Source organism: Kribbella sp. VKM Ac-2569 (genome assembly GCF_004216905.1).
GTDB lineage: Bacteria > Actinomycetota > Actinomycetes > Propionibacteriales > Kribbellaceae > Kribbella.
In genome coordinates, this window is sequence record NZ_SGXJ01000004.1 from 689,025 (window position 1) to 713,297 (window position 24,273).

Genomic DNA, 24,273 nt, shown 5'->3' on the forward strand with positions numbered 1-24,273 from the left:
ACCGCTCCGCGTGTGAGTTCGGTCACCCTGGCTGGACAAAGTTCATCCAAAAGGACGAGGGCCCGAGCAACTGCTCGGGCCCTCGTTCCGTACGACGGGTCAGGCGGCGAACTGGTGCGCGCCGACCTCGGCCGGTTCCAGCGCCAGATCCAGCACCTCACGGACGTCGCTCACCGGGTGCACGGTCAGCTCCGCGAGCACGGACGCCGGCACGTCTTCCAGGTCCGGCTCGTTCCGCTTCGGGATCAGGATCGTGGTCAGCCCGGCCCGGTGCGCGGCGAGCAGTTTCTGCTTCACCCCGCCGATCGGGAGCACCCGTCCGGTCAGCGACACTTCACCGGTCATCGCGACCTCCGAGCGGACCGGCCGCCCGGACAGCAGCGACGCCAGCGCCGTCGTCATCGTCACACCCGCCGACGGTCCGTCCTTCGGGACGGCACCGGCCGGAACGTGGATGTGGGCGTTCCGCTCGGCCAGGTCACCGACCGGCAGCCCCAGCTCCGCGCCGTGCGAGCGAAGGTACGACAGGGCGATCTGCGCCGACTCCTTCATCACGTCACCCAGCTGCCCGGTCAACGTGACTCCGGTCGGGCCGGTCTCCTTGTCGGCCAGTGACGCCTCGACGAAGAGCACGTCACCACCCGCACCGGTCACCGCCAGTCCGGTCGCCACACCCGGAAGCGCCGTACGCTCCGCCGACTCCGGCGTGAACTTCGGCGAACCTAGGTACCCCTTGAGGCCACCACCGTCGATCGTCAGGTTGCCAACGTCCTCGCCCAGGGCGAGCTTCGCCGTCACCTTCCGCAGTACCCGCGAGATCGACCGCTCGAGCTGCCGTACGCCGGCCTCCCGGGTGTACTCACCCGCGAGCACCCGGAGCGCCGAGTCCTCGATGGTCACCTCGTCCGCCGTCAGGCCCGCCCGCTCCAGCTGACGCGGGAGCAGGTGGTCACGGGCGATGACGACCTTCTCGTCCTCGGTGTACCCGTCCAGCTGCACCAGTTCCATCCGGTCCAGCAGCGGCGCCGGGATGGAGTCCAGCACGTTCGCCGTGGCCAGGAACACCACGTCGGACAGGTCCAGCTCGACCTCCAGGTAGTGGTCCCGGAAGGTGTGGTTCTGCGCCGGGTCGAGGACCTCGAGCAGCGCGGCCGTCGGGTCACCCCGGTAGTCCGCACCGACCTTGTCGATCTCGTCCAGCAGTACGACGGGGTTCATCGAACCCGCCTCGGTGATGGCCCGGACGATCCGGCCCGGCAGCGCACCGACGTACGTCCGCCGGTGGCCACGGATCTCGGCCTCGTCCCGCACGCCACCCAGGGCGACCCGGACGAACTTCCGGCCCATCGCCCGCGCCACGGACTCACCCAGCGAGGTCTTACCCACACCAGGAGGACCGACCAGCGCCAGTACGGCGCCACTGCGGCGACCGCCGACGACACCGAGACCACGGTCCGCACGACGACGCCGTACGGCCAGGTACTCCGTGATGCGCTGCTTCACGTCGTCCAGACCGGCGTGGTCCGCGTCCAGCACGGCCCGCGCCTCGCGAATGTCGTAGCTGTCCTCGGTCCGCTCGTTCCAGGGCAGCTCGAGAACGGTGTCCAGCCAGGTCCGGATCCAGCCGACCTCGGGAGACTGCTCAGAGGTCCGCTCGAGCTTGTCGACCTCGGCGAGCGCGGCCTTTTGCACGTGCTCCGGCAGGCCGGCCGCCTCGACGCGGGCCCGGTAGTCCTCTTCCTCGGACTCGGCCTTGCCGTCGAGCTCGGCCAGCTCCTTGCGGATCGCGGCCATCTGCTGGCGCAGCAGGAACTCCCGCTGCTGCTTCTCCATGCCTTCCTGGACGTCCTTCTGGATCGTCTCGGAGACCTCGAGCTCGGCGAGGTGGTCCTTCACCCAGCCGATCAGCTTCTCCAGCCGCTCGGAGACATTCGCGTTCTCCACCAGCCAGGACTTCTGCTCGTTGTTCAGGTACGACGCGTAGCCGGCCAGGTCGGACAGCTCCGCCGGGTCGTCGACCTGCTTGATCGAATCGATCACCTGGTACGCGCCGCGACGCTGCAGCACCGAGGTGGTCAGGGTCTTGTACTCACGGGCCAGCTCGACGGAGCGGTCGTCGGTGATCTCGTGCATCACCGTCGCCCCTACCCAGAGCGCCGCACCCGGGCCGGCAGTCCCGGCGCCGATGCGGACCCGCTGGGTCCCGCGGATCACAGCTGCCTGGGCACCGCCCGGCAGGCGGCCGATCTGCTCGATCTCACCGAGCGTTCCGGCCTTGGCATATTTTCCGTCCAGCCGCGGAACCAGGAGCACCTGGTCCTGACCTGCGGCCTGCGCGGCATCGATCGCCGCCCGGGCCTCGCTGTCTGCGAGTCGGACCGGCACGACCATTCCCGGCAGGACCACGACGTCGTCCAGCGGCAGTACAGGAAGATTCAACGTATCGGTCACGCTGTCACACCCTTTTCCAAGTTGAGTCTGATGGGCTCAACCACAGGTGTAAGTAAGTAATTCCCGGCCTTCATCGGGGTTCGCTGACGGTGAAATCAGGCGGTCAGCAACTCGCCGATCTGGCGTAGACCGGTCAGGTCGTGCACGTCGTCGGCCAGCGCGGGCACCTCGACGGTCCGGATCGAGCGGTGACCTCGCCGGAAGCGTTCCGCGCGTTTGTGGTCGCCCACGACCTGCAGCATCCTGTCCGCGTGCAACCGCAGTACGGCGGCCGTCAACGGCGACTTGTCCGCTTCCTCGAGCTTCTCGGCTGCAGCGAGTGACCGCTCGGCCGACAGTTCTGGCGCCTCCGTGTTCGTCACCCGGTTGAGCACGACACCGGCCAGCGGCATTCCCTCGGCCCGCAGCCGCTCCGCGAAGTACGACGCCTCCCGCAGCGCATCGTTCTGCGGCGCGGCCACGACGAGGAACGCGGTGTGCGGCTCCCGGAGCAGCGCGACCGTCTGCTCGGCCCGCTGCCGGAACCCGCCGAACAACGTGTCGAACGCTGCCACGAACGTCTGTACGTCGGTCAGCACCTGAGCGCCGAGGACCTTGTTCAGCACCGACATCGCCATGTTCACCCCGGCCGACATCAGTTTGAACGGGCCACGCGCCGGCGCCAGCAGCAGCTTGAGGAACCGGCCCTCGAGCAGCGACGCCAACCGCTCCGGCGCGTCCAGGAAGTCCAGCGCCGACCGCGACGGGGGAGTGTCCACCACGATCAGGTCCCACTCGCCGGTCCGCTCGGCCTGCCTGTGCAGTTGCCCGAGCTTCTCCATCGCCATGTACTCCTGCGTGCCCGCGAAGGACGAGGAAAGCGCTTGATAGAAGGGATTCGCGAGAATCTGCTCGGCCTTCTCCGGCGTCGCGTGCTGCAGGACGACGTCGTCGAACGTCCGTTTCATGTCGAGCATCATCGCGTCCAGCCGACCGCCGTTCTTGGCGTTCACCTCCGCCACCTTGCGCGGGGTGTTGTCCAGCTCGGTCAGCCCGAGTGACTGCGCCAGCCGCCGGGCCGGGTCGATCGTGAGTACGACGACCTTCCGCCCGCGCTCCGCCGCGCGCAGACCGAGCGCGGCCGCGGTCGTGGTCTTCCCGACCCCGCCGGAACCGCAGGTGACGATGATCCGCGTGTCGCCGTCGTCGATGAGCGCGTCCAGATCCAGGTTCATGCCCGGAACTCCTCAGCCAGGTCGATCAGCGTGCCTTGGTCGATCCCGTCCGGCTGCAGCGTCAGCTCCGTCACCTGTTTGCCCAGGGCATCGATCCGGTCGCGGTTCTCGCGTTCGAGCCCGACCCGGATCGCGTGGTCGTGCGCCTCGGTCGCGAGCGTCTTCACCAGGTCGTCGCCGATCGTGAGGCCGGCCGCCTTCAGGCCCCGGGTCAGCTCGGCGGTGGGCAGTTTCTCCTTCACCGCAAGGGCGAGCGCGTCGTCGTCGAGCGGGCTGTTGCGGACCAGGTTCACCACGATCGACCCGATCCGCAGGTCCAGCGCCTCCAGTTGCCCGACCGCGTCGAGGGTCTCCTGGACCGGCATCTCCTCGAGCAGCGTGACCAGGTGGATCCGGGTGATGTCCGAGCGCAGCATGCCCATGATCGCGTCCGCCTGGTTGCGGATCGGTCCGACCTTGGCGAGTCCGGCGACCTCGGTGTTCACGTTCAGGAACGGCGCGATCCGCCCGGTCGGCGGGGCGTCCACCACCACGGCGTCGTACGCGAGCTTCCCGTGCACCTTGCGGCGCGTGGCCTCGTACACCTTGCCGGTGAGCAGTACGTCGCGGAGCCCGGGGGCGATCGTGGTGACGAAGTCGATCGCGCCGACCTTCTCGAGCGCCTTCCCCGCGCGGCCGAGGTGGTAGTACATGTCGAGGTACTCCAGCAGCGCGGCCTCGGCGTCCACGGCCAGCGCGAACACCTCACCGCCGCCGGGGCCGTGCGCGATCCGGCGTTCGACGTACGGCAGGGGTGGTACGTCGAAGAGCTGGGCGAGGCCCTGACGGCCCTCGACCTCGACCAGCAGGATCCGTTTGCCCTGCTCCGCCAGCGCGAGCGCCATGGCGGCCGCGACGGTGGTCTTCCCGGTGCCGCCCTTGCCGGTCACCACGTGCAGTCGCGCCATAGGTCCCAGGGTAGGACGTGCTCCAGGACACACCGTTAGAGTCCCCTTCATGAAGAAGTTCGAGTACTTCACCGCGCCGCTGCTGGTTCACTCGACCAAGGAGATCCTGGACAACTTCGGCCAGGACGGCTGGGAGCTGGTCCAGGTCGTCCCGGGCATGAACCCGGAGAACCTGGTCGCCTACTTCAAGCGGGAGATCGAGGACAAATGAGCCACCCCGAGGAGAAGCTCGCCGAGCTCGGCCTGAAGCTGCCCGACGTGGCCAAGCCGGTCGCCGCGTACGTCCCGGCCGTCCGGACCGGTGACTTGGTCTATACGTCCGGCCAGCTGCCGCTGCGCGAGGGCACGCTGATCGCCACCGGCAAGGTCGGTGACGCGGTCACGCCCGAGGTCGCCAGCGAGTGCGCCCAGCAGTGCGCGCTGAACGCGCTGGCCGCGGTCAAGGCGGAGATCGGCGACCTGGGGAACGTGAAGCGGATCGTCAAGGCGGTCGCGTTCATCGCCTCCACGCCGGACTTCACCGGCCAGCCGCAGGTCGCGAACGGCGCCTCCGAGCTGTTCGGTCAGGTCTTCGGCGAGGCCGGGCAGCACGCCCGCAGCGCCGTCGGCGTCCCGGTTCTCCCGCTCGACGCCCCGGTCGAGATCGAACTGATCGTCGAGGTCGGCTGACCGCTCGTGCGGGACCTGAAGTCGCAGCTGATGACCGGCCGGATGGCCGAGGTCGCCCTCGAGTACGCCGAGGGCACCCGGACGCCGGCCGAACCTCGCCCGGCCTCCACGGTGATCCTGCTCCGCGACGCAATGCGCCCGGAGGTCTATCTGCTGCGGCGGCAGCGGACCATGGCGTTCGCCGCCGGGATGACCGTGTTTCCGGGCGGACGGGTCGACGCGACGGATTCGACGGTCGCGGACTCCTGGTCGGGGCCTTCGCCGGAGTGGTTCGGCGAGCGACTCGGCTGCTCGGCTGAGACGGCAGCGGCGTACGTCGCCGCCGCCGTCCGCGAGACCTTCGAGGAGTCCGGTGTCCTGCTGGCCGGACCGTCGAAGGACTCGGTCGTTGGCGACACCACTGGGGCCGATTGGGAGGCCGACCGGGTCGCCCTGGAGACCCGTGAGCTGGGGTTCTCTGAGTTCCTGCACCGGCGCGGGCTCGTCCTGCGCGCCGACCTGCTCGGCCCCTGGGCGCACTGGATCACCCCGGAGTTCGAGCCCAAGCGGTACGACACCGCGTTCTTCGTCGCCGCGCTCCCGGCCGGGCAGGTCACCCGGGACGTGACGAGCGAGTCCGACCAGGTCACGTGGATCCGCCCGGCGGACGCGGTCGCGGCCGTCGACGCGGGCGAGGTGCTGATGCTGCCCCCGACGTACATCTGCTGCCACGAACTCTCGCAGTACGACGATGTCGCGGCGATCCTGGACGCGGCCGGCGAGCGGGAGATCCGCGCGATCATGCCCACCGTGCGCGTCGACGGCGACCAGGCCTATCTGGAGACCACATGAACGTCACCGAGTACGCCACGCTGGTGCGGGCCGACAACCCCGGCCTGATGACGCTGGACGGCACCAACACCTGGATCCTCCGCGCCCCGGACGCGGAGCGGTCGGTGGTCGTCGACCCCGGCCCGATGATGGAGGACCACCTCCGCGCGGTCCTGGAGGCGGCCGGCAAGGTCGCCGTCGTACTGCTGACCCACAAGCACCCGGACCACTCCGAGGGCGCCGGGTGGTTCGCCAACCAGGCCGGCTGCGGCGTACGGGCGGTGGATCCCGAGTTCCGCATCCCCACCGACCACGCCCACGGCCTGTCGGAGGGCGACGTGATCACCGCCGACGGCCTCCGGATCGAGGTCCTCCCGACGCCCGGCCACACCCTCGACTCGGTCTGTTTCTGGCTGCCCCAGGACGGTTCACTCCTCACCGGAGACACGGTCCTCGGCCGCGGTACGTCGGTCGTCGCGTACCCGGACGGTGCCCTGGGCCCCTACCTCGACTCCCTGGAGAGCCTCCGGGCCTTCGCGAACTCACCGGCCGACGTACTGCGCCTACTCCCCGGCCACGGCCCCGTGATCGACGACCCGTCCGGCGTCCTCACGTACTACCTGGAACACCGCCAAGACCGCCTCAACCAGGTCAAAGCCGCCATAGCCGAAGGCCACACCACCCCCGAGTCCATCGTCGAACACGTCTACGCCGACGTACCCCAATCCCTCTGGCCCGCCGCCGAACGGTCCGTCCGCGCCCAACTCGACTATTTGGCTGGCTGACCCACCAATTTGGCTGGCTGACCCACGAAGTCAGGGGTTTGTGACCCGGAACCTGGGTGACAAACCCCTGATTTGGTGGGTTGGCCAGGCAAATGGGGTTATCCACAGATGCGACGGGAGACACCCCGGGACCGCGTGGCTCAGTTGATGCTGGAGGCATGAACCTCAGGCTGAAGGCGGTAGCCGACAAGCAAGGCGGCGTGTTCAGTCGTCGGCAGGCTCTCGGGTCGGGGTACACGCCCGATCAGATCCAGGACCGCCTGCGCGACGGCCGATGGGAACGAGTTCGCCACGGCCAGTACGTCGAGCGCACAGACCTGAACCACCTGCCGCCGTGGGAACGTCAGCTTCTGCTCCACCGGCGGCTGGTGTACGCGGCTGTCAACGCGATGCGTCCCGGTACGGCGGTAGTCAGCCACCACTCGGCGCTCGTCGTTCACAATGTGCCGGTCTGGGATGTGAACCTCAACGAGGTGCAGTTGACGAGGTCGAATTCGGCCCGCGCCGGCTCGGCTGCCGGGGTCAGACATCACCACGGCCGCCTGAGCGGCGACGTTGTCATCGAGTTCGGCAACCTGACCGTCACCTCGGTCGCTCGATCCCTCGTCGAGACCGCGGCCACAGCGTCCTTCGAAGCCGCGGTGGTGAGCGCGGACGCCGTACTGCGGAATCGCCTCGTGCCCGATGCCCAGTTGCGCAGCGTGGTCGCGCAGACTGAGTTCTGGCCCGGTGGCGGGCGTTCGCCCGGGCACGGGAGACGCACCAGGCTGGGTAACCCACCAAATCGGGGGTTCCGCACCCATATCAAAGGTGTGGAACCCCCGAACTCGCTGGTCAGCCAGGCAAATTGATGGGTTAGCCAGGCAAATTGGTGGGTCAGCCAGGCAAATGGAGGTGGGGTTAGCGGGCGCGGCGTTGGAGGCGGTCTACGTCGAGGAGGACTACCGAGCGGGGCTCCAGGCGGACCCAGCCGCGGGAGGCGAAGTCGGCGAGGGCCTTGTTGACGGTTTCGCGGGAGGCGCCGACCAGCTGGGCGAGCTCCTCCTGGGTGAGGTCGTGGTGGACGTGGACGCCGTCGTCGGCGGTGCGGCCGAAGCGGCTGGCCAGGTCCAGGAGGGCCTTCGCGACCCGGCCCGGTACGTCGGAGAAGACGAGGTCGGCCACCACGTCGGAGACCTTGCGGAGCCTGCCGGCCAGCTGCAGCAGCAGGCCGCGCGCGACCGCCGGGCGGCCGTCCAGCCAGCGGAGCAGTTCGTCGTGCGTCAGCGACATCAGCTGGGCGTCGGTGACGGCCGTGACGGTCGCGGACCGCGGTCCCGGGTCGAACAGCGACAGCTCACCGAACATCTGCCCCGGCCCGAGCACGGCGATCAGGTTCTCCCGGCCGTCGGCGGAGGTGCGGCCCAGCTTGACCTTGCCCTCGACCACGACGAACAGCCGGTCACCGGAATCGCCCTCGTGGAACAGCACCTGGCCGCGGCGCAGCCGGCTCTCGGTCATCGATGCGGCCAGGGCGTCGGCCGCCTCGTCGTCGAGCTGACTGAACAGCGGTGCCTGTCGGAGCACTGCGGCATCCACTTCTGGGCCTCCTAGGACCTTCGACCACGACTACGAACGTGGGATCCGCCACGTCCGTCGACCGATATGTGTACACCCGGTCGCCCCAAAACCGTAGCTCCTCCGGTGTCGGCACCGCCACGTAGCCCTGCCGAGACTCGCCGGAGCACCGCGCCGATCGGTCGAAGGATGGCCCAGGATTGGGCTCCCGGGGCGGACGAGAGGGCGAAATGGACGACAAGAGGGACACGGGCGAGCGGATCCTGCGGATCCTGGTCGGGGAGGGCCGGCTCGAGGAGGCCATCGAGTACGCGCAGGAGAAGATGGTCGCCGGCGAGGAGTGGGCGACCGACTGGGTGCCGGCCATTCGGCCGGCCGACCGCGATCAGGTCTCCGCGATCCAGTACTTCCTCACCAAGAGAGCCGACGAGGCTCTGCCCGCCCTGCTGGCGAACGAGCAGGGCGGTCGTACGAAGCTCTGGATGGCCGACACCGACTGGGCCGCGTACGGCGACCTGCGCGTACGCCGTACCGAACCCGGGCGGGCCGAGATCGCACTGGCGTGCTGGCACGTCTACACGGACCTGGCCCGGTACGTCGGGAACAACCCACCCAACGACGCCGAGGCCGAGTTGGCGCCCGAGGGCACGGCGGTCGTGGACCTCGCGTTGACCGTCGGAGTCATGAATGACCTGGCGGCTCGGTGTGAGGCGGTCGGCGTGCCGCGGCCGCTGGGCAACGGCAGCCATCTCGCCGTCGTCGTGCCGCTGCCGGCGTCCTAGCCGGGCAGAGCGGGGTGTCGGTGGGCGGACGTAGGCTGGCCTCCATGCCATCCCCGCGTGTCGCGGAGCCCCTTCTGGCGGTCCCGCTCAAGCTCCCCCGCAAGGCCCCGGTGTACGTCGACGAGACGCATACCCAGCTGGTCCGCCGGGCCCGGAAGATGCACAAGGTACTGACCGAGACCTACCCCGACGCGCACTGCGAGCTGGACTTCACCACCCCGCTCGAGTTGCTGGTGGCCACCATCCTCTCGGCCCAGACCACCGACGTCACGGTGAACAAGGTGACCCCCACGCTGTTCGCGAAGTACCCGACGGCGCGAGCGTACGCCGAGGCCGACCGGGACGAGATGGAGGCGATCCTCAAACCGACCGGCTTCTTCCGGGCGAAGACCAACAGCGTGATGAAGCTCGGCCAGGCCCTCGTCGACGACTACGACGGCGTCGTACCGAACAAGCTCGAGGAGCTCGTGAAGCTCCCCGGCACCGGCCGGAAAACGGCGAACGTGGTCCTCGGCAACGCGTTCGGCGTACCGGGGATCACCGTCGACACGCACTTCGGCCGCCTGGTCCGCCGGTTCGGCTGGACCGCCGAGGAGGACCCGGTCAAGGTCGAGCACATCATCGGCGACCTGTTCCCGAAGAAGGACTGGACGATGCTGTCGCACCGGCTGATCTTCCACGGCCGCCGGCGCTGTCACGCGAAGAAACCGGCCTGCGGCGCCTGCCCGATCGCCCAGTGGTGCCCGTCGTACGGCGCCGGCCCCACCGACCCCGAGGCCGCGGCGAAGCTGGTGAAGGCCCCGGCGTGAAACTCCGATCCGGTACGCCGTTCCGCAGCACGCGATCGCTCTCGGTTGGGGCGGTCGCGTTGGTGCTGTCGGTGACACTGGCGGCGTGTGGATCGGAGCAAGCAGATGACAGCGGTACGCCGTCGTCCGGACGGAGCACAGTGGCGGGCGCGGACAAGCTCAAGGCCTGCCCGTCGGCGCCGTCGAAGCCACCGGTCAGCAACGGGCTGCCGGACATCAGCCTGCCGTGTCTCGGCAGCGGTCCGGACGTCCGGCTCGCCGATCTCCGGGGGCCGCTCGTGATCAACGTGTGGGCGCAGTGGTGCGGCCCGTGCCGCGACGAAGCGCCGTACCTGGCTGCGCTCGCGAAGTCGGGCAAGGTGACGATGCTGGGGATCGACTACGACGACCCGCGGCCGGAGCTCGCGGTGAAGTTCGCCGCCGAGGAGGGCCTGGCCTATCCGCATGTCGTCGATCAGGACAAGGCGATCCAGCGGGCGCTGAAGGTCGGCGGCCCGCCGCTCACCGCCTTCGTCGACGACAAGGGCGCGGTCGCCTACGTGCACCACGGCGTACTGACGTCCCAGCAGCAGCTTGACCAACTGCTCCAGGAGAAGCTCGGAGTGACCCGATGATCTTCAGCGACGTCGGGATCCCGGACTGGCTGCGGCCGCTGGCGAAGGCTTCCGAGGACGTGGATCCGCACCTGTTGTCCCGGTTCCTGCCGCCGGACGACCCGTCGGTGCGGAAGTCCGCCGTCCTGATCTTGCTTGCTGATGGCAACGACGGGCCGGAGGTCCTGCTCACCGAGCGGGCCTGGACGCTGCGCAAGCACGCCGGGCAGATGGCGTTCCCGGGCGGCGGCGCTGACCCGGAGGACGGCCCCGGCGAGAGCGGTCTGGTCCGCACGGCGTTGCGCGAGGCCGAGGAGGAGACCGGCCTGGACCCGGACGGCGTCGTACCGTTCGCGATCTGGCCGGCGCTCTGGGTGCCGGTGAGCAACTTCGGCGTGTCGCCGGTGCTGGCCTGGTGGCGGGAGCCGTCGCCGGTCGCGGTGGTCGATCCGGCCGAGGTCGCGTCCGTGCACGAGGTGCCGATCAGCGCGCTCGCCGACCCGGCGAACCGGATCAGCTGCCTGCATCCGAGCGGCTTCACGGGCCCGGCATTTACCGTCGGTGACCTCTATATCTGGGGCTTCACGGCCGGGTTGCTGGACAAAATGCTGCAGCTCGGCGGGTGGTACCGCGACTGGGACCCCTCGAACGTCGTACCGTTGCCCGACCGACTGGTCGAGGCGGCCTGGCGGAGCGAGGGACGACGGCCGGAGGACGTGCGGCGGATGACCGCCATCGAGCACGATCTCGGCCGGACGCCAGGTGACAAGTCGGAAGGCGTGGAATGAGCTTGCTCGACTGGGTGGTGGTGGGTGCGGCGGTAGCGCTGGCCATCTCGGGGTACGTCGAGGGCTTCGTCGTCGGAGCGTGCGCCACGCTCGGCCTGCTCGGTGGCGCGGCTCTCGGCGTCTGGGCAGTCCCCAAGGCGCTCGACCACTTCTCACCGAGCGTCACCGTGTCGTTCGTCGCGCTGTTGCTGGTAGTGGCGCTCGCGTCGTTCGGGCGATGGCGTGCCGCCGTGATCGGTGCCTGGCTACGCAACAAGATGTCGTGGCGGCCGGTGCGCTTCTTGGATGCACTCGCCGGTGCGGCGCTGGCGGCCGCGTCGGCGCTGATCGTCGCGTGGGTGCTCGGGGTCGCGGTGAGCGGGGCCCGGATCCCGAGCGTGACGTCCGCCGTCCGCGGGTCCGAGGTGCTCGCGAAGGTCGACGAAGTACTGCCGAGCAGTGCCGACCGCGCGTTGCAGTCGTTCAACGACGTGGTCAACACGGACCTGTTCCCGCGGTTCCTCGATCCGTTCGTGCCGGAGCGGATCCGGGAGACGCAGCCGCCGGACAGCGCGATCGCCCGGCAGCAGTCGGTCCGGGACGCGTACACCCGGATCGCGAAGGTCACCGGCGTCGCCAGCTGCTCGCGCGGCCTGGAGGGCAGCGGATTCGTCTACGCGCCGAAGCGCGTGATGACCAACGCGCACGTCGTCGCCGGGGTCAGCTCGCCGCAGGTCGAGGTGAACGGGAAGAAGTACGACGCCAAGGTCGTGGTGTTCGACCCGGAGACAGACATCGCGGTGCTGTACGTGCCGAAGATGACCGAGGCCCCGCTGTCCTTCGACTTGACCGGTAAGGCCGACGACCCGGCGGTCGTGCTCGGCTACCCGGAGAACGGCCCGTTCGACTCCGAGCCGGCCCGGATACGCTCCGAGGAACGGCTCCGCGGCCCGGACATCTACGGCGACAAGACGGTCACCCGCGAGGCGTTCTCGATCTGGGCCTCGGTCCGCCCGGGCAACTCCGGCGGTCCGCTGCTGTCCGCGAAGGGCGTCGTGTACGGCGTGGTCTTCGCGGCCTCCGTCGAGGACAACCGCACCGGCTACGTCCTCACCGCGCAGCAGGTCGCGGCGGACGCCCGCGCCGGCGCCTCCGCCACCCAAGAGGTTTCCACCCAATCCTGCACCTGATGCAGCAGGTCGTGCCGGTCACCGCGTTGAAGAACTGTGGCGGTGACTGCGAGTGAGGTGGGGCGTGAGTTGTCGTTCGACGAGCTGGTAGCGGCGAACGAGCAACGGTTGCTGCGGTTCGCCGTCATGCTGACAGGCGGACGGCACAGTGCGGAGGACCTGGTCCAGACCGTGTTCACGCGGGCGTACCGCAAGTGGAGCCGGATCAGCGAGGTGGATCAGCCCGAGGCCTATCTGCGGCGGATGGTGCTCAACGAGTTCCTGAGCTGGCGCCGGCTGCTGAAGCACGGCGAGCTGCCGGTCGCCGAGCCCCGCGACGTACCCAGCGACGAGGACATCGGCGCCCGTCAGGCCCAACGCGACGCCGTCTGGCGACTGTTGGCCGGGCTGCCCCGCAAGCAGCGCGCCGTGCTCGTCCTGCGGTACTACGAGGACCTTCCGGACGACGAGATCGGCAAGCTTCTCGACGTCACCCCGAGCACCGTCCGATCCAACGCCGCCCGAGCCTTCGCGGCTCTTCGCAACCAACTGCCCGCAGAGGAGGCCTGACATGACCAAGCCGACCCGGCTGACCGACGAGGAGCTCGGCGACCTCCTCCGCGAGACCTTCGCCGAGCGCGAGACCCTGACCGACCACTTGCCCGCGGCAACCAAGCGCCGAAGCCCGGTCCCGGTGCTCCTCGCGGCCGCCGCCGTCCTCGTCGTCCTGGTCGGAGTCCTGTACGGCGTCCACCGCCCCGACCGCTCCAATCAGCCACTGGCAGCCACCCCGGCAGCGACGGCGGCGGACTCTGAGGACGGCAGCATCTGGGCTGCCGCCACCGTCTCGATCGTGCGCCTGGCCGAGCCGTCTGACGGCTGGCAGTTCGTGCAGGTGTTCGGGCAAGGTCAGCGCGCGTACACCCAAATGCACAAGGCGTCCCCGCCGCCCCCGGTCGTGACGTTCTCGGCCGCCGCGAAGACGCGGATCGAGGCTGCGGTCCGGCCGCTGGCGCCGGTCACGTGGGGTGGCGTGGACGAGGCCTGCACCGCCCGACGGGTTGCGACCGTCACACTCGGCCCCGTGGTCAGCAAGGCCGGCCACCAGGAAGTGCATACCAGCATCTTCTACGACTGCGGCCGCGGCTCGATCCTGACCTACCGGATCGAGAAGGTGGACGGCAGTTGGAAGGTCACCGGCACTGTCGGTGGCGTCACCGGTGTCCTGCCCGTGGGTGGATGTCCTTCAGCCAGTCCACGAGAAGGGTGTTGAACAGGTCGGGCGCTTCCTCGTGGGGGAAGTGGCCGGCGGGGGTGATGAGTTCGTGGCGCAGCGGTGCCGTGACCAGATCCGGGGGTGTGGTCACGGTTGGGGACACCGCTGCGTCCCGAGCTCCTTGGAGTTGCAGGACGGGTACGGCGACCGGCGTACGCATCTTCGCCGAGTACTTCCGCCCGTCCGGCCGCAACCGGGACCGCGCGAACCAGCGGTGGTACTCGAGCGCGCAGTGCGGCGCCGGCCAGACCTGTAGAGCGGCCCGGTAGCGCCGTGACGCCTCCGCGTCCGGGAACGTCCCGCCGGGCGCGGCCCAGGCGCGGAGCAGGCGCTCGATGTGTATCCCGTCCTGCGCCAGCAGCCGGCGCTCCGGCAGGATCGGCAGCTGGAACCACGCGCTCCGCGTCAGCGCCTTCGTCTGCCCGGACCGGGTCAGCAACAGCGGGTGCGGCGCCGACACAGCAGCCAGCCCTCGGACCTGCCGCGGCGTCAGTACGGCGGCCGACCACCCGATGAACCCGCCCCACCCGTGCCCGACGACAACCGCATCCGTCGCGCCGAGCGACCGGATCACCCCGGACACGTCGGCGGCCGCGGTGTACGGGTCATAACCACGAGGCGTCTTGTCGCTGGCGCCGTACCCCCGCAGGTCCATCGCCACCGCGCGGTATCCGGCGGCCGCGACGACGGGCAGTTGGTGCCGCCACGCCCACCAGAACTCGGGGAAGCCGTGCAGGAACAGGACGAGCGGATCCTGCGCCGCGCCACACTCCGCGACGTGGAACCGGGCCCCGTTGGCCGCGACCAGTGAGTGCGACCAGGGGCCGTCGACCAAGAGGTCGACGACTCCTGCCGGGCTCAGCGCCGTACGCCCGGCTCAGGCAAGGCGTACGTCTCGTCGTCGCCCTTGCCGATCGACTTGAGGGCCTCGACCGACTCCTTCGAGGTCTCGATGGCCCGCGTCGGACCCTTCGCGCTCTTCAGCGCCCGCATCCCGATGAAGACCAGGATCGCGCCGATCAGCAGGAACGCGCCGGCCACGATCAGGAACGCGATGGCCGGGTGCAGCCCCGCCGCGGTCAGGCCGTACGCCGCAGAGATGCACAGCAGGATGACCGCGAGCAGCGCCAGGAACGCGGCCGCCGCGAACATCCCGGCTCCGGTACCGGCCGCGATCGCGGTCTTCTTCAGCTCGGTCTTCGCGAGTTCGAGCTCGCTGCGGACCAGGCTGGACAGGTCCTTGCTGGCATTTGCGACCAGCTGGCCGACCGTGGGCTCGTCCCCGTTCATCGACATCGCGACTCCTTCCCGCACGTCCGTGCCTTGACACTACCGTCAGTGCCCGCGGGTCAATCGGTGTACGCGCGGTTCCGGCGAGCCAGGAGCAGTGCGGCGATCAGCGCGGCCAGCACCGAGGCGATCAGTACGGCCGCCTTGGCGCGCTCGACCTGGGCGGCGTCCGACCCGAACGCGAGCTGCGCGATCAGCAGCGCGACCGTGAACCCGATCCCGGCCAGTACCGACACCGCGGCGACGTCCCGCCAGGCCAGATCGGAGTTCAGTTCGGCCCGGGTGAAGCGCGCGGTCAACCACGATCCGCCGAACACCCCGATCGTCTTCCCGGCCAGCAACCCGGCGACGATGCCGATCGCGACCGGATCGGTCAGCAACTGCCGTACGGCGCTGCCGCTCAGCGTCACCCCGGCGGCGAACAACGCGAACAGCGGTACGGCGACCGCCGCGGACCACGGCCGCAGCCGGTGCTCGATCCGCTCGGCCGGCGCCTCGTCCTCACCGGGATCCGCGACCACCCGCGTGACGAGCCCGAGCGCGACGCCGGCGATCGTTGCGTGGATCCCCGACTCGTGCATGAACCACCAGGCCGCGATGGCGATCGGTACGTAGAGGAACGGCGTACGGACGCGGCGGCGCTGGAGGACGTACCAGAGCGCGATCAGGGCGACCGCGGCGAGCAGCTGGAACACGTGGAACCCGTGCGAGAAGAAAACGGCGATGACCAGGATCGCGCCGAAGTCGTCGACCACGGCGAGGGTGAGCAGGAACGCCCGCAGCGCGCTCGGCAGCGACGAGCCGACGATCGCCAGGACCGCGAGCGCGAACGCGATGTCGGTTGCCGTCGGCACCGCCCAGCCGTGCGGCTTGCCGTCGTCGGCCGCCAGGTTGGTGGTCAGGTAGATGATTGCCGGGAGCACCATTCCGGCGATCGCCGCGACCACCGGGACGACGGCCTCGTTGAGTTTCGACAGGGTGCCGACAACGAGCTCGCGCTTCAGCTCGACCCCGGCCAGGTAGAAGAACAGCGTCAGCGCGCCGTCGGACGCCCACGCCTCGACGGTGAGCGGGCCGAGCTGTGCCTCGCGGACGTGGTGGTACGCGTCCTGCCAGGGCGAGTTCGCCCAGACCAGCGCGACGACGGCCGCGGCGAGCAGCAGCAAACCACCGGTCGTCTCGGCGCGCAGCGTGTCGGCGAGGAACGCCCGTTCACGGCCGAGGATGCGGGGAAATGCGCGCTTGCGCTGCCGGATCCGTGGGTGCTGGCTCATCAACGGCCCTTCGTTTGGGGTCGGTCGGACGACTGCCGACCAGACTTCCCGGCGCACCAACGCCATTCTAACGTCTCCGAGCGCTACTCCTGGAGCAGTTCGGCCAGCGCCTCGAAGTCCGCGACCGTGTGGTCCGGCGCGCCGAACACCTTCGGGTACGGCGTGTTCCGGCGGTCGATGTAGAACCCCTGGAGCCCGGCGCGCTGGGCGCCGTCGATGTCCCACGGGTGCACGGCCGCCAGACCCATCCGTTCCACGGGCACTCCGCAGACCTCGGCGGCGTACCGGTAGGCATCGGGGTGCGGCTTCCACCGTTGCGGCACCGACACGTCGAGCCGGTGCTCGAGCAGCGGCAGGATGCCGCCGTCCCGGAACACGTTTTCGGACATCGCTGCCGAACCGTTGGTCAGGGTGACGATGCGTACGCCGGCGTCGTGGATCTTGTGCAGCCCCGGTGCGACATCGGCGTGCAGCGGGAGGCGGGTGAATCCGGAGAGTACGTTCCCGATGGTCTCCTCGGTGGGTTCGATCCCGGCGGAGACGAGTTGCGCCTCCAGGAGTTCGGCGGCCAGGTCGCGGAAAGCGGCATACGCGCCTACCGCGGTCAGCGCGAACCCGTCCCGCAAGGTGGCGGCGAACCAGGCCTCGAGACTGTGCCTGGGCAGGCCGGCGGCTTCGAATCCGTCCCGCAGCGGTTCCATATCGGTCAGGGTCTCGTTGACGTCGAGCACCAGTACGTCGATCATCACGACTCCTCGCTATCTTGGATCGGTCGTTCCAAGATATGATGCCGAGTATGCCGGATGTCAAACATTTCGACGAGGCGGAAGCGCTGGCCGCCGTCGAGCAGTTGTTCTGGCGCCGTGGGAGTGCGGCGACCGGGATCCAGGACGTGGTCGCCGCGACCGGGTTGAGCCGGTCGAGCCTCTACAACGCGTTCGGCGGCAAGGACGACCTGTATGCGGCGGCCGCGCGGAGGTACCTCGAGCACCGGTCGCGGCCGATGTTCGACGAGCTGGCCGCGGACGACCGAGGTCTCATTGCGGTGCGCGCGTTCTTCGAGCAGTTACTGCGGCTGCGGTGTTCGGGGGAGTACGCCGGCTGGGGGTGCATGATGGCAAACGCGAACGCCGAGAGCCCGCCGGACGCCGTACGGGCGGTGTTGTCTGAGCATCACGCCGTACTGCGGGATTCGCTGGCGGCCGCACTGAAGGTTGCTCAGAGCAACGGGGAGTTGCGGTCGGGGACCGATGTGTCGGGGGCGGCGGAGTTGCTGACGCTACTTGCGTACGCGATCAACTTGCGGTCGCGGTCGGGTGCGACCCGGGCGCAGTTGAGGTCGGCGGTCAACGCGGCGCTCGCTGCACTTGCTACCTGATCCAGGCCAGCGGGTCCGGGCCCTTCGGAACGATGCCGGTCGGGTTGATGTTGCCGTGGGTGACGTAGTAGTGCCGCTTGATCTGGTCGAAGTCGACGGTCTCGCCGAGGCCGGGGAGCTGGTACAGGCGGCGCGCGTACGCCCACAGGTTCGGGAACTCGGTGAGCTTCTGGCGGTTGCACTTGAAGTGCCCGTGGTACACCGCGTCGAAGCGGACCAGCGTCGTGAACAGCCGGACGTCCACCTCGCGGAACGTGTCGCCGAGGAGGTAGGTGCGATCCGCGAGCCGTTCCTCCAGTACGTCGAGCCGCGCGAACAGGACGTCGTACGCCTCGTCGTACGCCTCCTGGCTGGTCGCGAAACCGCAGCGGTACACGCCGTTGTTCACGTCCCGGTAGATCTCCTCGATCAACTGGTCCATCTCCGCGCGATCGGCCGGGATCAGCTGCGGGGCGTCGATCTTGTGGAAGTCGGTCCACTCGGTGGAGAGGTCGAGAGTGATCTGCGGGTAGTCGTTCGTGACCACTTCACCGGTCGTGGTGTCGACGATCGCGGGCACCGTCACGCGGCCGTCGTACGACGGGTCGGTGCGCAGGTACGCCTCGGACAGGTACTCGATGCCGAGCACCGGGTCGCGATCGTCCGGGTCGAGTGTGAAGCGCCAGCCGCGCTCGTCGCGGACGGGGTCCACGACCGCGAGGCTGATCGCGTCCTCGAGGCCGAGCAGCCGTCGGACGATGATCGAGCGGTGCGCCCACGGGCAAGCGAGGCTGACGACCAACCGGTACCGACCCGGCTCAACCGGCCAGCGGCCCTGATCGTCCGGGCCTTCGCCAGGTGCTGCCGTGGAGTCCCGGGAAATCCGGCCGGTGAATCTGTTGCCCTGCCGCTTCCACTCACCGGTCGACGACGTCTCCTGTACGAACTGTCCCGGGGTCATAGCGTCAAAACTACCCCCGCTGGGAATTGGCTGAGCCTGTGGATCGTCACTGGCCGTAAAGCGGCACCGGACGTTACAGTCAGGCTGACAAGGACGTCCGGGACAACGTGGTCGCGGGGCCCTTGCGCGGTACGACACACCGCGGTCCGCGCCCCCCGGCACTGGTTTGCCGGGCAAATTCCCAGGGATACTGACCTCATGGCCCGCCCACGGAACAACCCCGGTGATCTCGCCGAGCTCCCCACCGAGCTGCGGACCGATCGACCGAAGGGTGACCAGATTCGCGAGATTCTGGAGAACCTCACCCGCTCGCTGGCCGTCGGCACCGTGCTGCCGTCCGAGCGCGTCCTCGCCGAGCGTTTCGGCGTCGCCCGGATGACCGTCCGGCAGGAGGTCGACCGCGTCGTGGCCGAGGGCCTGGCCAACCGCCGCCCCGGCGGCGGCACCTTCGTCGCGGAGCCGCGCCCGTCCCGGATGCTCGCGTCCTCGTTCAGCCAGGACATGATCAACCGCGGCATCGAGCCCGGCGCCAAGGTCCTCGAACACCGCGTCGGCGCTGCGGACGAGCACCTCGCCCGCGAGCTCGAAGAGGCCGTCGGCGCGCCCGTCCTCCACCTGGTCCGCCTGCGCACCGCGGACGGCGACCCGATGGCGATCGAACGCACCGCCCTCTCCCTGAACCGCTACCCCGGCCTGGAGGAGATCGACTTCGCCGAGAAGTCCCTCTACACGATCCTCGCCACGCGCTACGGCGTCACGCTAGGCATGGTCTCCGCCTCCATCGTCGCCGCCCCACCCGAACCAGGCGACGCCGAACTCCTGGAGATCGACAGCTCCACCCCCTGCCTCATCATCACCTCGGCCCCCCGAACCGCCAGCGACCAGGTCATCGAATTCGGCCGCTCCATCTACCGCTCAGACCGCTACGACATAACAGTCGCCTACCGCGCCACCTGACTAGACGTTCAGGCTGCGGAGGACGTTGGGGGATTGGCCGCGTTCGGTTAGGCGGGTGACTACTTCTACGGTTAGGGCCTGGAGGAGTAGGGCGCCTACCAAGGTGGACGTGGCGCCGGTGGGTTCCGGGGTGCCGGGGACTTTGATGAGGGCGTCGCCTGGTACGCCGCAGTTGTCGATGACGACGTCGGCGGTTTCGAAGAGGCGTTGGCCGCCTGGGGCGCGGGAGGTTGTTGCGTTCGAGTGGGCTAGTGAGGTCAGCGCGATCACCTTCACGCCGCGGGCACGGGCGCCGAGGGCGAATTCGACGGGGACGGCGTTGCGGCCGGAGTTCGACGCGATGAGCAGTACGTCGCCTGCCGCTAGCGGATTGATCTCCAGTAGTACGTCGGCCAGGCCGGAGAGGCGTTCGAGGAGCGAGCTCTTCTGCAGGCCCTCGTGCAGCATCAGTCCCGGTTCGAGGATCGCCCGTACGTCGGCCAGCCCGCCGGCGCGGCCGTACAGCTCCTCGGCCAGCGTGTGACTGTGCCCCGTCCCGAACACCCAGAACTGCTTCCCGCTGGCGAGTGCGTCGACGACCAGCCCCGCCGCCACGCGGATCGCTCCCAGTTGCGTCTCGGCTGCCTGCTGCGCGATCGCCAACGCCTTACCCAAGTACTCCTCGGCCCCAGCCATACGCCGAACCTATCGTCCGTCGGTCGACGCCCGCGACCCACCCGTCTAGACCACTACCCCGATCGCCGCGCGGTGGTACTCCGGGCGGTCAATCTCGTCGACCAGCGCGACCGCGAAGTCGGCGTACGAGATCCGCTCCTGGGCATCCGCCGGCGCCACGCGATACGTGCCCTTGCGGGACGGATCCTCGTGGTCGAAATCCCCGGTCGGCGCGATCGAGACCCAGTCGAGGGACGACGCCGCGAACACGTCCAGCGCCGCCTGGTGGGCGAGGAAGAACGAGCGGTACTCCCGTGGATATCCCTCGGTGTCCATCAGCAACGTCCCGTCCGCGGTCGGGAGGATCGACGCCAGCCCGACCCACACAAGCCGCCGTACGCCGGCCTTCTCGAGCCCGTCGACGAGGGCCTGAGCAGCCCGCGGGAAGAACTCACCCGGGTCGCTCCCGCCGTCGTACACCCCCGCAATCACTGCATCGGATCCCACCGCCAACTCCGCAACCTGCCCCGCATCCGTCACATCCCCCACGACCAGGCCAGCATCCGTCGTCCGGGCGACGCCGATCACGTCATGCCCGCGGTTCTTGGCCTCTGTGACGGCCGCCGATCCGGCCCGTCCGCGGGCTCCGATCACCAGAATCTTGCTCACCGCAACCTCCTCGACAAAGTGGTACGGCGACCGTAGGAGGAAGGGTGGTTACCGATTGGATACCGTGGTGAGCATGGCGGCGCTGCGAGCGGACATGTTCGAGGAGATCTGCCCGTCGACGCTGCTCCCGTTCCGGATCGGCACCGACAAATGGGCGGGTATGGTGCTGCGCTGCCTGGAGGACGGCCCGCGCCGGTACTCCGAGCTGCGGGTCCCGCTCGCCCGGATCAGCCCGAAAATGCTGACCCAGTCGCTGCGGGGCCTCGAGCGTGACGGGTTCGTTCAGCGGACGGTGGGCGAGCGCCGCGTCACGTACGAGCTCACCGACCTCGGCCGCAGCCTGCTCGAACCGCTGCGCCTGATGTGCGCCTGGGCCGAGGACCACTGGGACGAACTCCTGGACGCCAAGGAATCGTAGGTATCGCCAACGTCGGTGGAAGCGAACCGTTGACGACCTAGACTGCGCGGGTGGATGAGCAGACCCCGACCGCCCTGACCGAATTGCCGAGCTGGTTGCTGACCCAGAGTGCGGGCCAGGCGCACCGGATCGTCACCGAGTCGTTCGCCGCCGGAGGTGCGCGGGCGTACCACTTCCGGCTGCTCGCGACGCTGGTGGAGTTCGGGCCTGCCAGTCAGGCGACCCTCGGGCGGCGCAGCTCGATCGACCGCAGCGATGTGGTTGCCGCGCTCAACGAACTCGAAGCCGACGGGTACGTCGAGCGCAGCGCCGACCCGGCCGACGGCCGTCGTAACGTCATCACGATCACCACGGCCGGCAAGCGCCAGTACCGGCGGCTGACGACGCTGGTCGGCAAGGCGCAGGAAGAGATCTTCGCCCCGCTGTCGGCCACCGACCGTACGCGGCTGACCACGATCCTGGGCAAGCTCCTCGCCTACCACCAGGAGTAGTTCAAAGCGGAAGCTGGGCGCGAGCCGCCTTCTGGGTACGGCGAACGCGCAGTTCGCGGGCGTGCACCCGGCGGCGCGCGGCCCGCGAGATCTTCGGGCGTTCCGCGGCGTCGAGAGTCGGGTTCTGGACCATCGGCTGCATCGGGTTCACGTACTGTCCGATGCACACATCGCCCGTTTGGTTCCGCCGTACGCCGGAAATCCGCGGCCGCCCGTCCTCCGGCGGCGGCTGTTCGGCGCAGATTCGGAGCGGCTGGGCGATACGCCGGTTCCCGTCGCGGGGTCGGCGTTGGTAGAAAGGTAACCGGGCGCTCCAGCGCGCCGAAGCCAGCGATGAGGAGTCGTCGACGTGACGAATGCAGAGTCACCCCAGTCCGAGGGCCAGTCCGAGGCACTCTCGAACCTGATGCACGAGGAGCGCCGGTTCGAGCCGCCCGCCGAGCTCGCGGCGAACGCGAACCTCAAGGCCGACGCCTACGACCAGGCCGCGGCCGACTTCGAGGGGTTCTGGGCCGAGCAGGCTAAGCGGCTGACCTGGGCGACCGAGCCGACCGAGACGCTGGACTGGAGCAACCCGCCGTTCGCGAAGTGGTACGCCGACGGCAAGCTGAACGCGGCGTACAACTGTGTCGACCGGCACGTCGAGAACGGTCTCGGCGACAAGGTCGCGTACTACTTCGAGGGCGAGCCCGGTGACACCCGCGAGATCACGTACGCGCAGCTCAAGGACGAGGTCAGCAAGGCGGCGAACGCGCTGCTCGAGCTGAACGTCCAGCCCGGCGACATCGTCGCGATCTACATGCCGATGATTCCCGAGACCGTGATCGCGATGCTCGCCTGCGCCCGGATCGGCGCCCCGCACACGGTCGTCTTCGGCGGCTTCTCCTCGGACGCGCTCAAGGGCCGGATCCTGGACTGCGACGCCCGCGTCGTGATCACCTCCGACGGTGGCTACCGCCGGGGCGCCCCGGCCGCGCTGAAGCCGGCCGTGGATGCCGCGCTGGTCGACTGCCCGGACGTGCGCAACGTGGTCGTGGTGAAGCGCACCGGCCAGGAGACCGAGATGGTCGAGGGCCGCGACCTCTGGTGGGAGGACTTCGTCGGCAAGCAGTCGGCCGAGCACAGCCCGGAGGCGTTCGACGCCGAGCACCCGCTGTACGTGATGTACACGTCCGGCAGCACGGGCAAGCCGAAGGGCATCCTGCACACCACGGGCGGCTACCTCGTCGGTACGTCGTACACGCAGTGGGGTGTCTTCGACCTCAAGCCGGACACCGATGTCTACTGGACCGCCGCCGACATCGGCTGGGTCACCGGCCACAGCTACATCGTGTACGGCGCGCTCGCGAACGCGACGACTTCCGTGCTGTACGAAGGTACGCCGGACACGCCGCACCAGGGCCGCTGGTGGGAGATCGTCCAGAAGTACAAGGTCTCGATCCTGTACTGCGCGCCGACCGCGATCCGGACGTTCATGAAGTGGGGCGCCGACATCCCGGCGAAGTTCGACCTGTCGTCGCTGCGCGTGATCGGGTCGGTCGGCGAACCGATCAACCCGGAGGCCTACGTCTGGTACCGCGAGCACATCGGCGGGAACAACGCGCCGGTCGTCGACACCTGGTGGCAGACCGAGACCGGGATGCACATGATCTCGCCGCTGCCGGGCGTGACCGCCGGTAAGCCGGGCGCCGCGATGAAGGCGATCCCGGGTGTCAGCGTGGACGTTGTCGACGACGCGGGCAAGTCGGTGCCGGACGGTTCCGGCGGGTACCTCGTCATCACCAAGCCGTGGCCGGCGATGCTCCGGACGCTGTGGGGCGACGACCAGCGGTTCGTCGACACGTACTGGTCGCGCTGGCCGGGCGTGTACTTCGCCGGTGACGGTGCGAAGAAGGACGAGGACGGCGACCTGTGGCTGCTCGGCCGGGTCGACGACGTGATGAACGTGTCCGGTCACCGGTTGTCGACGACCGAGATCGAGTCCGCGCTGGTCTCGCACCCGAAGGTCGCGGAGGCTGCCGTGGTCGGCGCGTCCGACCCGACGACGGGCCAGGCGATCGCCGCGTTCGTGATCCTGCGCTCGGAGGCCGGCGACGGCGGACCGGACGTGGTGCAGGAGTTGCGCAACCACGTCGCGAAGGAGATCGGCCCGATCGCGAAGCCGCGGCAGATCATGGTCGTCTCGGAGCTCCCGAAGACCCGCTCCGGCAAGATCATGCGCCGCCTGCTCCGCGACGTGGCCGAGAACCGCGAGGTCGGCGACGTCACCACCCTCGCCGACTCCACGGTCATGGACCTCATCAAGACCAACCTGGCCGCCGGCAAGTCCGACGAGGACTGACAACTCGAGAACACAGGCCCCCGGGTGCACCC

At 69.2% G+C, this 24,273-nt stretch carries 29 protein-coding genes; 17 read left to right on the forward strand and 12 right to left on the reverse strand.

Annotation, left to right across the window (positions count from 1 at the left end):
- Positions 1–99: 99 nt before the first annotated feature.
- From lon to EV649_RS30010, 3 genes are all read right to left on the reverse strand, one after another.
- Positions 100–2,451, reverse strand: a complete 2,352-nt coding sequence (gene lon / locus EV649_RS30000) for an endopeptidase La (protein WP_130386956.1) — start codon at positions 2,449–2,451, stop codon at positions 100–102.
- 95 nt (positions 2,452–2,546) lie between these two features.
- Complete coding sequence (locus EV649_RS30005; RefSeq protein ID WP_130386957.1) at positions 2,547–3,665, reverse strand: ArsA family ATPase; 1,119 nt, start codon at positions 3,663–3,665, stop codon at positions 2,547–2,549.
- A complete protein-coding gene (locus EV649_RS30010; protein WP_130386958.1) occupies positions 3,662–4,612 on the reverse strand; it encodes an ArsA-related P-loop ATPase in 951 nt (316 codons plus the stop codon). The genes EV649_RS30005 and EV649_RS30010 overlap by 4 nt, the downstream gene beginning before the upstream one ends.
- A 49-nt stretch (positions 4,613–4,661) precedes the next feature.
- Between EV649_RS30010 and EV649_RS30015 the strand changes: the two genes are divergently transcribed.
- From EV649_RS30015 to EV649_RS30035, 5 genes are all read left to right on the forward strand, one after another.
- Positions 4,662–4,823 carry a DUF4177 domain-containing protein gene (locus EV649_RS30015; RefSeq protein ID WP_130386959.1) on the forward strand — a complete coding sequence of 54 codons (162 nt, stop codon included), beginning with the start codon at positions 4,662–4,664 and terminating at the stop codon, positions 4,821–4,823.
- Positions 4,820–5,281: a RidA family protein gene (locus tag EV649_RS30020; RefSeq protein ID WP_130386960.1), complete on the forward strand. Its 462-nt coding sequence runs from the start codon at positions 4,820–4,822 to the stop codon at positions 5,279–5,281. The genes EV649_RS30015 and EV649_RS30020 overlap by 4 nt, the downstream gene beginning before the upstream one ends.
- Before the next feature lie 6 nt (positions 5,282–5,287).
- Positions 5,288–6,112, forward strand: a complete 825-nt coding sequence (locus tag EV649_RS30025; RefSeq protein WP_347233158.1) for an NUDIX hydrolase — start codon at positions 5,288–5,290, stop codon at positions 6,110–6,112.
- Complete coding sequence (locus tag EV649_RS30030) at positions 6,109–6,876, forward strand: MBL fold metallo-hydrolase (protein ID WP_130386961.1); 768 nt, start codon at positions 6,109–6,111, stop codon at positions 6,874–6,876. The genes EV649_RS30025 and EV649_RS30030 overlap by 4 nt, the downstream gene beginning before the upstream one ends.
- 158 nt (positions 6,877–7,034) lie before the next feature.
- Entirely contained in the window at positions 7,035–7,727 is a 693-nt protein-coding gene (locus tag EV649_RS30035) for a type IV toxin-antitoxin system AbiEi family antitoxin domain-containing protein (RefSeq protein WP_157996347.1), read from the forward strand.
- Positions 7,728–7,776: 49 nt separating this feature from the next.
- On the opposite strand, the gene EV649_RS30040 is transcribed toward EV649_RS30035, so the two are convergent.
- Positions 7,777–8,454 carry a Crp/Fnr family transcriptional regulator gene (locus EV649_RS30040; RefSeq protein ID WP_130386963.1) on the reverse strand — a complete coding sequence of 226 codons (678 nt, stop codon included), beginning with the start codon at positions 8,452–8,454 and terminating at the stop codon, positions 7,777–7,779.
- A gap of 209 nt (positions 8,455–8,663) precedes the next feature.
- Between EV649_RS30040 and EV649_RS30045 the strand changes: the two genes are divergently transcribed.
- The 7 genes from EV649_RS30045 to EV649_RS30075 are packed head-to-tail and all read left to right on the forward strand — an operon-like array spanning position 8,664 to position 13,826.
- Positions 8,664–9,215, forward strand: a complete 552-nt coding sequence (locus EV649_RS30045; RefSeq protein ID WP_130386964.1) for a hypothetical protein — start codon at positions 8,664–8,666, stop codon at positions 9,213–9,215.
- A 44-nt stretch (positions 9,216–9,259) separates the two neighbouring features.
- A complete protein-coding gene (nth, locus tag EV649_RS30050) occupies positions 9,260–10,024 on the forward strand; it encodes an endonuclease III (protein WP_130386965.1) in 765 nt (254 codons plus the stop codon).
- Positions 10,021–10,638, forward strand: coding sequence for a TlpA disulfide reductase family protein (locus EV649_RS30055; protein ID WP_241998812.1), 618 nt, complete (start codon positions 10,021–10,023; stop codon positions 10,636–10,638). The genes nth and EV649_RS30055 overlap by 4 nt, the downstream gene beginning before the upstream one ends.
- Entirely contained in the window at positions 10,635–11,405 is a 771-nt protein-coding gene (locus EV649_RS30060) for a CoA pyrophosphatase (RefSeq protein ID WP_130386966.1), read from the forward strand. Before EV649_RS30055 ends, EV649_RS30060 begins: the two co-directional genes overlap by 4 nt.
- Positions 11,402–12,574, forward strand: coding sequence for a MarP family serine protease (locus EV649_RS30065; RefSeq protein WP_130386967.1), 1,173 nt, complete (start codon positions 11,402–11,404; stop codon positions 12,572–12,574). The genes EV649_RS30060 and EV649_RS30065 overlap by 4 nt, the downstream gene beginning before the upstream one ends.
- A gap of 42 nt (positions 12,575–12,616) precedes the next feature.
- The gene (locus EV649_RS30070; RefSeq protein ID WP_241998814.1) at positions 12,617–13,123 is read left to right on the forward strand and encodes a SigE family RNA polymerase sigma factor; all 507 of its coding nucleotides are present in this window, start codon (positions 12,617–12,619) and stop codon (positions 13,121–13,123) included.
- Position 13,124: 1 nt separating this feature from the next.
- Complete coding sequence (locus EV649_RS30075; protein ID WP_130386969.1) at positions 13,125–13,826, forward strand: hypothetical protein; 702 nt, start codon at positions 13,125–13,127, stop codon at positions 13,824–13,826.
- Here the strand turns inward: EV649_RS30075 and EV649_RS30080 are convergent.
- The 4 genes from EV649_RS30080 to EV649_RS30095 form a co-directional block, all read right to left on the reverse strand.
- Complete coding sequence (locus tag EV649_RS30080; RefSeq protein ID WP_241998816.1) at positions 13,768–14,664, reverse strand: alpha/beta hydrolase; 897 nt, start codon at positions 14,662–14,664, stop codon at positions 13,768–13,770. The genes EV649_RS30075 and EV649_RS30080 overlap by 59 nt on opposite strands.
- 23 nt (positions 14,665–14,687) lie before the next feature.
- A complete protein-coding gene (locus EV649_RS30085) occupies positions 14,688–15,125 on the reverse strand; it encodes a phage holin family protein (protein ID WP_130386971.1) in 438 nt (145 codons plus the stop codon).
- 53 nt (positions 15,126–15,178) lie between these two features.
- A complete protein-coding gene (gene nhaA, locus EV649_RS30090) occupies positions 15,179–16,393 on the reverse strand; it encodes a Na+/H+ antiporter NhaA (protein WP_130386972.1) in 1,215 nt (404 codons plus the stop codon).
- An 83-nt stretch (positions 16,394–16,476) separates the two neighbouring features.
- Positions 16,477–17,139: a haloacid dehalogenase type II gene (locus EV649_RS30095; RefSeq protein WP_130386973.1), complete on the reverse strand. Its 663-nt coding sequence runs from the start codon at positions 17,137–17,139 to the stop codon at positions 16,477–16,479.
- A 50-nt stretch (positions 17,140–17,189) separates the two neighbouring features.
- Between EV649_RS30095 and EV649_RS30100 the strand changes: the two genes are divergently transcribed.
- Positions 17,190–17,771 (forward strand): TetR/AcrR family transcriptional regulator, encoded by a 582-nt coding sequence (locus tag EV649_RS30100; RefSeq protein WP_130386974.1) that lies wholly within the window; start codon positions 17,190–17,192, stop codon positions 17,769–17,771.
- Here the strand turns inward: EV649_RS30100 and EV649_RS30105 are convergent.
- Positions 17,764–18,711: a glutathione S-transferase C-terminal domain-containing protein gene (locus EV649_RS30105; protein ID WP_130386975.1), complete on the reverse strand. Its 948-nt coding sequence runs from the start codon at positions 18,709–18,711 to the stop codon at positions 17,764–17,766. The two genes, EV649_RS30100 and EV649_RS30105, sit on opposite strands and share 8 nt — an antisense overlap.
- A gap of 198 nt (positions 18,712–18,909) precedes the next feature.
- Here EV649_RS30105 and EV649_RS30110 point away from each other — a divergent pair, with 198 nt between their 5' ends.
- A complete protein-coding gene (locus EV649_RS30110; protein ID WP_130386976.1) occupies positions 18,910–19,668 on the forward strand; it encodes a GntR family transcriptional regulator in 759 nt (252 codons plus the stop codon).
- On the opposite strand, the gene EV649_RS30115 is transcribed toward EV649_RS30110, so the two are convergent.
- Both EV649_RS30115 and EV649_RS30120 read right to left on the reverse strand, forming a co-directional pair.
- A complete protein-coding gene (locus EV649_RS30115) occupies positions 19,669–20,343 on the reverse strand; it encodes an SIS domain-containing protein (protein ID WP_130386977.1) in 675 nt (224 codons plus the stop codon). It lies immediately after the preceding gene.
- A 45-nt stretch (positions 20,344–20,388) separates the two neighbouring features.
- Positions 20,389–20,991 carry an NAD(P)H-binding protein gene (locus tag EV649_RS30120; protein WP_130386978.1) on the reverse strand — a complete coding sequence of 201 codons (603 nt, stop codon included), beginning with the start codon at positions 20,989–20,991 and terminating at the stop codon, positions 20,389–20,391.
- A gap of 73 nt (positions 20,992–21,064) precedes the next feature.
- Between EV649_RS30120 and EV649_RS30125 the strand changes: the two genes are divergently transcribed.
- Together EV649_RS30125 and EV649_RS30130 are read left to right on the forward strand one after the other, a co-directional pair.
- Entirely contained in the window at positions 21,065–21,409 is a 345-nt protein-coding gene (locus EV649_RS30125) for a helix-turn-helix domain-containing protein (protein WP_130386979.1), read from the forward strand.
- A 50-nt stretch (positions 21,410–21,459) separates the two neighbouring features.
- Positions 21,460–21,900, forward strand: a complete 441-nt coding sequence (locus EV649_RS30130; RefSeq protein ID WP_130386980.1) for a MarR family transcriptional regulator — start codon at positions 21,460–21,462, stop codon at positions 21,898–21,900.
- 1 nt (position 21,901) lies between these two features.
- Here the strand turns inward: EV649_RS30130 and EV649_RS40950 are convergent, their stop codons facing one another.
- A complete protein-coding gene (locus EV649_RS40950) occupies positions 21,902–22,042 on the reverse strand; it encodes a hypothetical protein (protein WP_157996348.1) in 141 nt (46 codons plus the stop codon).
- A gap of 264 nt (positions 22,043–22,306) precedes the next feature.
- On the opposite strand from EV649_RS40950, the gene acs reads away from it, so the two are divergent.
- Positions 22,307–24,241 (forward strand): acetate--CoA ligase, encoded by a 1,935-nt coding sequence (gene acs, locus EV649_RS30135; protein ID WP_130387193.1) that lies wholly within the window; start codon positions 22,307–22,309, stop codon positions 24,239–24,241.
- Positions 24,242–24,273 lie beyond the last annotated feature (32 nt).

Coding starts and splice junctions, on each gene's coding strand:
- nhaA (WP_130386972.1), bottom strand. CDS start 16,393: ATGAGCCAGCACCCACGGATCCGGCAGCGCAAGCGCGCATTTCCCCGC.
- EV649_RS30035 (WP_157996347.1), top strand. CDS start 7,035: ATGAACCTCAGGCTGAAGGCGGTAGCCGACAAGCAAGGCGGCGTGTTC.
- EV649_RS40950 (WP_157996348.1), bottom strand. CDS start 22,042: ATGCAGCCGATGGTCCAGAACCCGACTCTCGACGCCGCGGAACGCCCG.
- EV649_RS30125 (WP_130386979.1), top strand. CDS start 21,065: ATGGCGGCGCTGCGAGCGGACATGTTCGAGGAGATCTGCCCGTCGACG.
- nth (WP_130386965.1), top strand. CDS start 9,260: ATGCCATCCCCGCGTGTCGCGGAGCCCCTTCTGGCGGTCCCGCTCAAG.
- EV649_RS30065 (WP_130386967.1), top strand. CDS start 11,402: ATGAGCTTGCTCGACTGGGTGGTGGTGGGTGCGGCGGTAGCGCTGGCC.
- EV649_RS30015 (WP_130386959.1), top strand. CDS start 4,662: ATGAAGAAGTTCGAGTACTTCACCGCGCCGCTGCTGGTTCACTCGACC.
- EV649_RS30020 (WP_130386960.1), top strand. CDS start 4,820: ATGAGCCACCCCGAGGAGAAGCTCGCCGAGCTCGGCCTGAAGCTGCCC.
- EV649_RS30110 (WP_130386976.1), top strand. CDS start 18,910: ATGGCCCGCCCACGGAACAACCCCGGTGATCTCGCCGAGCTCCCCACC.
- acs (WP_130387193.1), top strand. CDS start 22,307: ATGCACGAGGAGCGCCGGTTCGAGCCGCCCGCCGAGCTCGCGGCGAAC.
- EV649_RS30085 (WP_130386971.1), bottom strand. CDS start 15,125: ATGTCGATGAACGGGGACGAGCCCACGGTCGGCCAGCTGGTCGCAAAT.
- EV649_RS30115 (WP_130386977.1), bottom strand. CDS start 20,343: ATGGCTGGGGCCGAGGAGTACTTGGGTAAGGCGTTGGCGATCGCGCAG.
- EV649_RS30105 (WP_130386975.1), bottom strand. CDS start 18,711: ATGACCCCGGGACAGTTCGTACAGGAGACGTCGTCGACCGGTGAGTGG.
- EV649_RS30010 (WP_130386958.1), bottom strand. CDS start 4,612: ATGGCGCGACTGCACGTGGTGACCGGCAAGGGCGGCACCGGGAAGACC.
- EV649_RS30045 (WP_130386964.1), top strand. CDS start 8,664: ATGGACGACAAGAGGGACACGGGCGAGCGGATCCTGCGGATCCTGGTC.
- EV649_RS30030 (WP_130386961.1), top strand. CDS start 6,109: ATGAACGTCACCGAGTACGCCACGCTGGTGCGGGCCGACAACCCCGGC.
- EV649_RS30095 (WP_130386973.1), bottom strand. CDS start 17,139: ATGATCGACGTACTGGTGCTCGACGTCAACGAGACCCTGACCGATATG.
- EV649_RS30060 (WP_130386966.1), top strand. CDS start 10,635: ATGATCTTCAGCGACGTCGGGATCCCGGACTGGCTGCGGCCGCTGGCG.
- EV649_RS30075 (WP_130386969.1), top strand. CDS start 13,125: ATGACCAAGCCGACCCGGCTGACCGACGAGGAGCTCGGCGACCTCCTC.
- EV649_RS30005 (WP_130386957.1), bottom strand. CDS start 3,665: ATGAACCTGGATCTGGACGCGCTCATCGACGACGGCGACACGCGGATC.
- EV649_RS30100 (WP_130386974.1), top strand. CDS start 17,190: ATGCCGGATGTCAAACATTTCGACGAGGCGGAAGCGCTGGCCGCCGTC.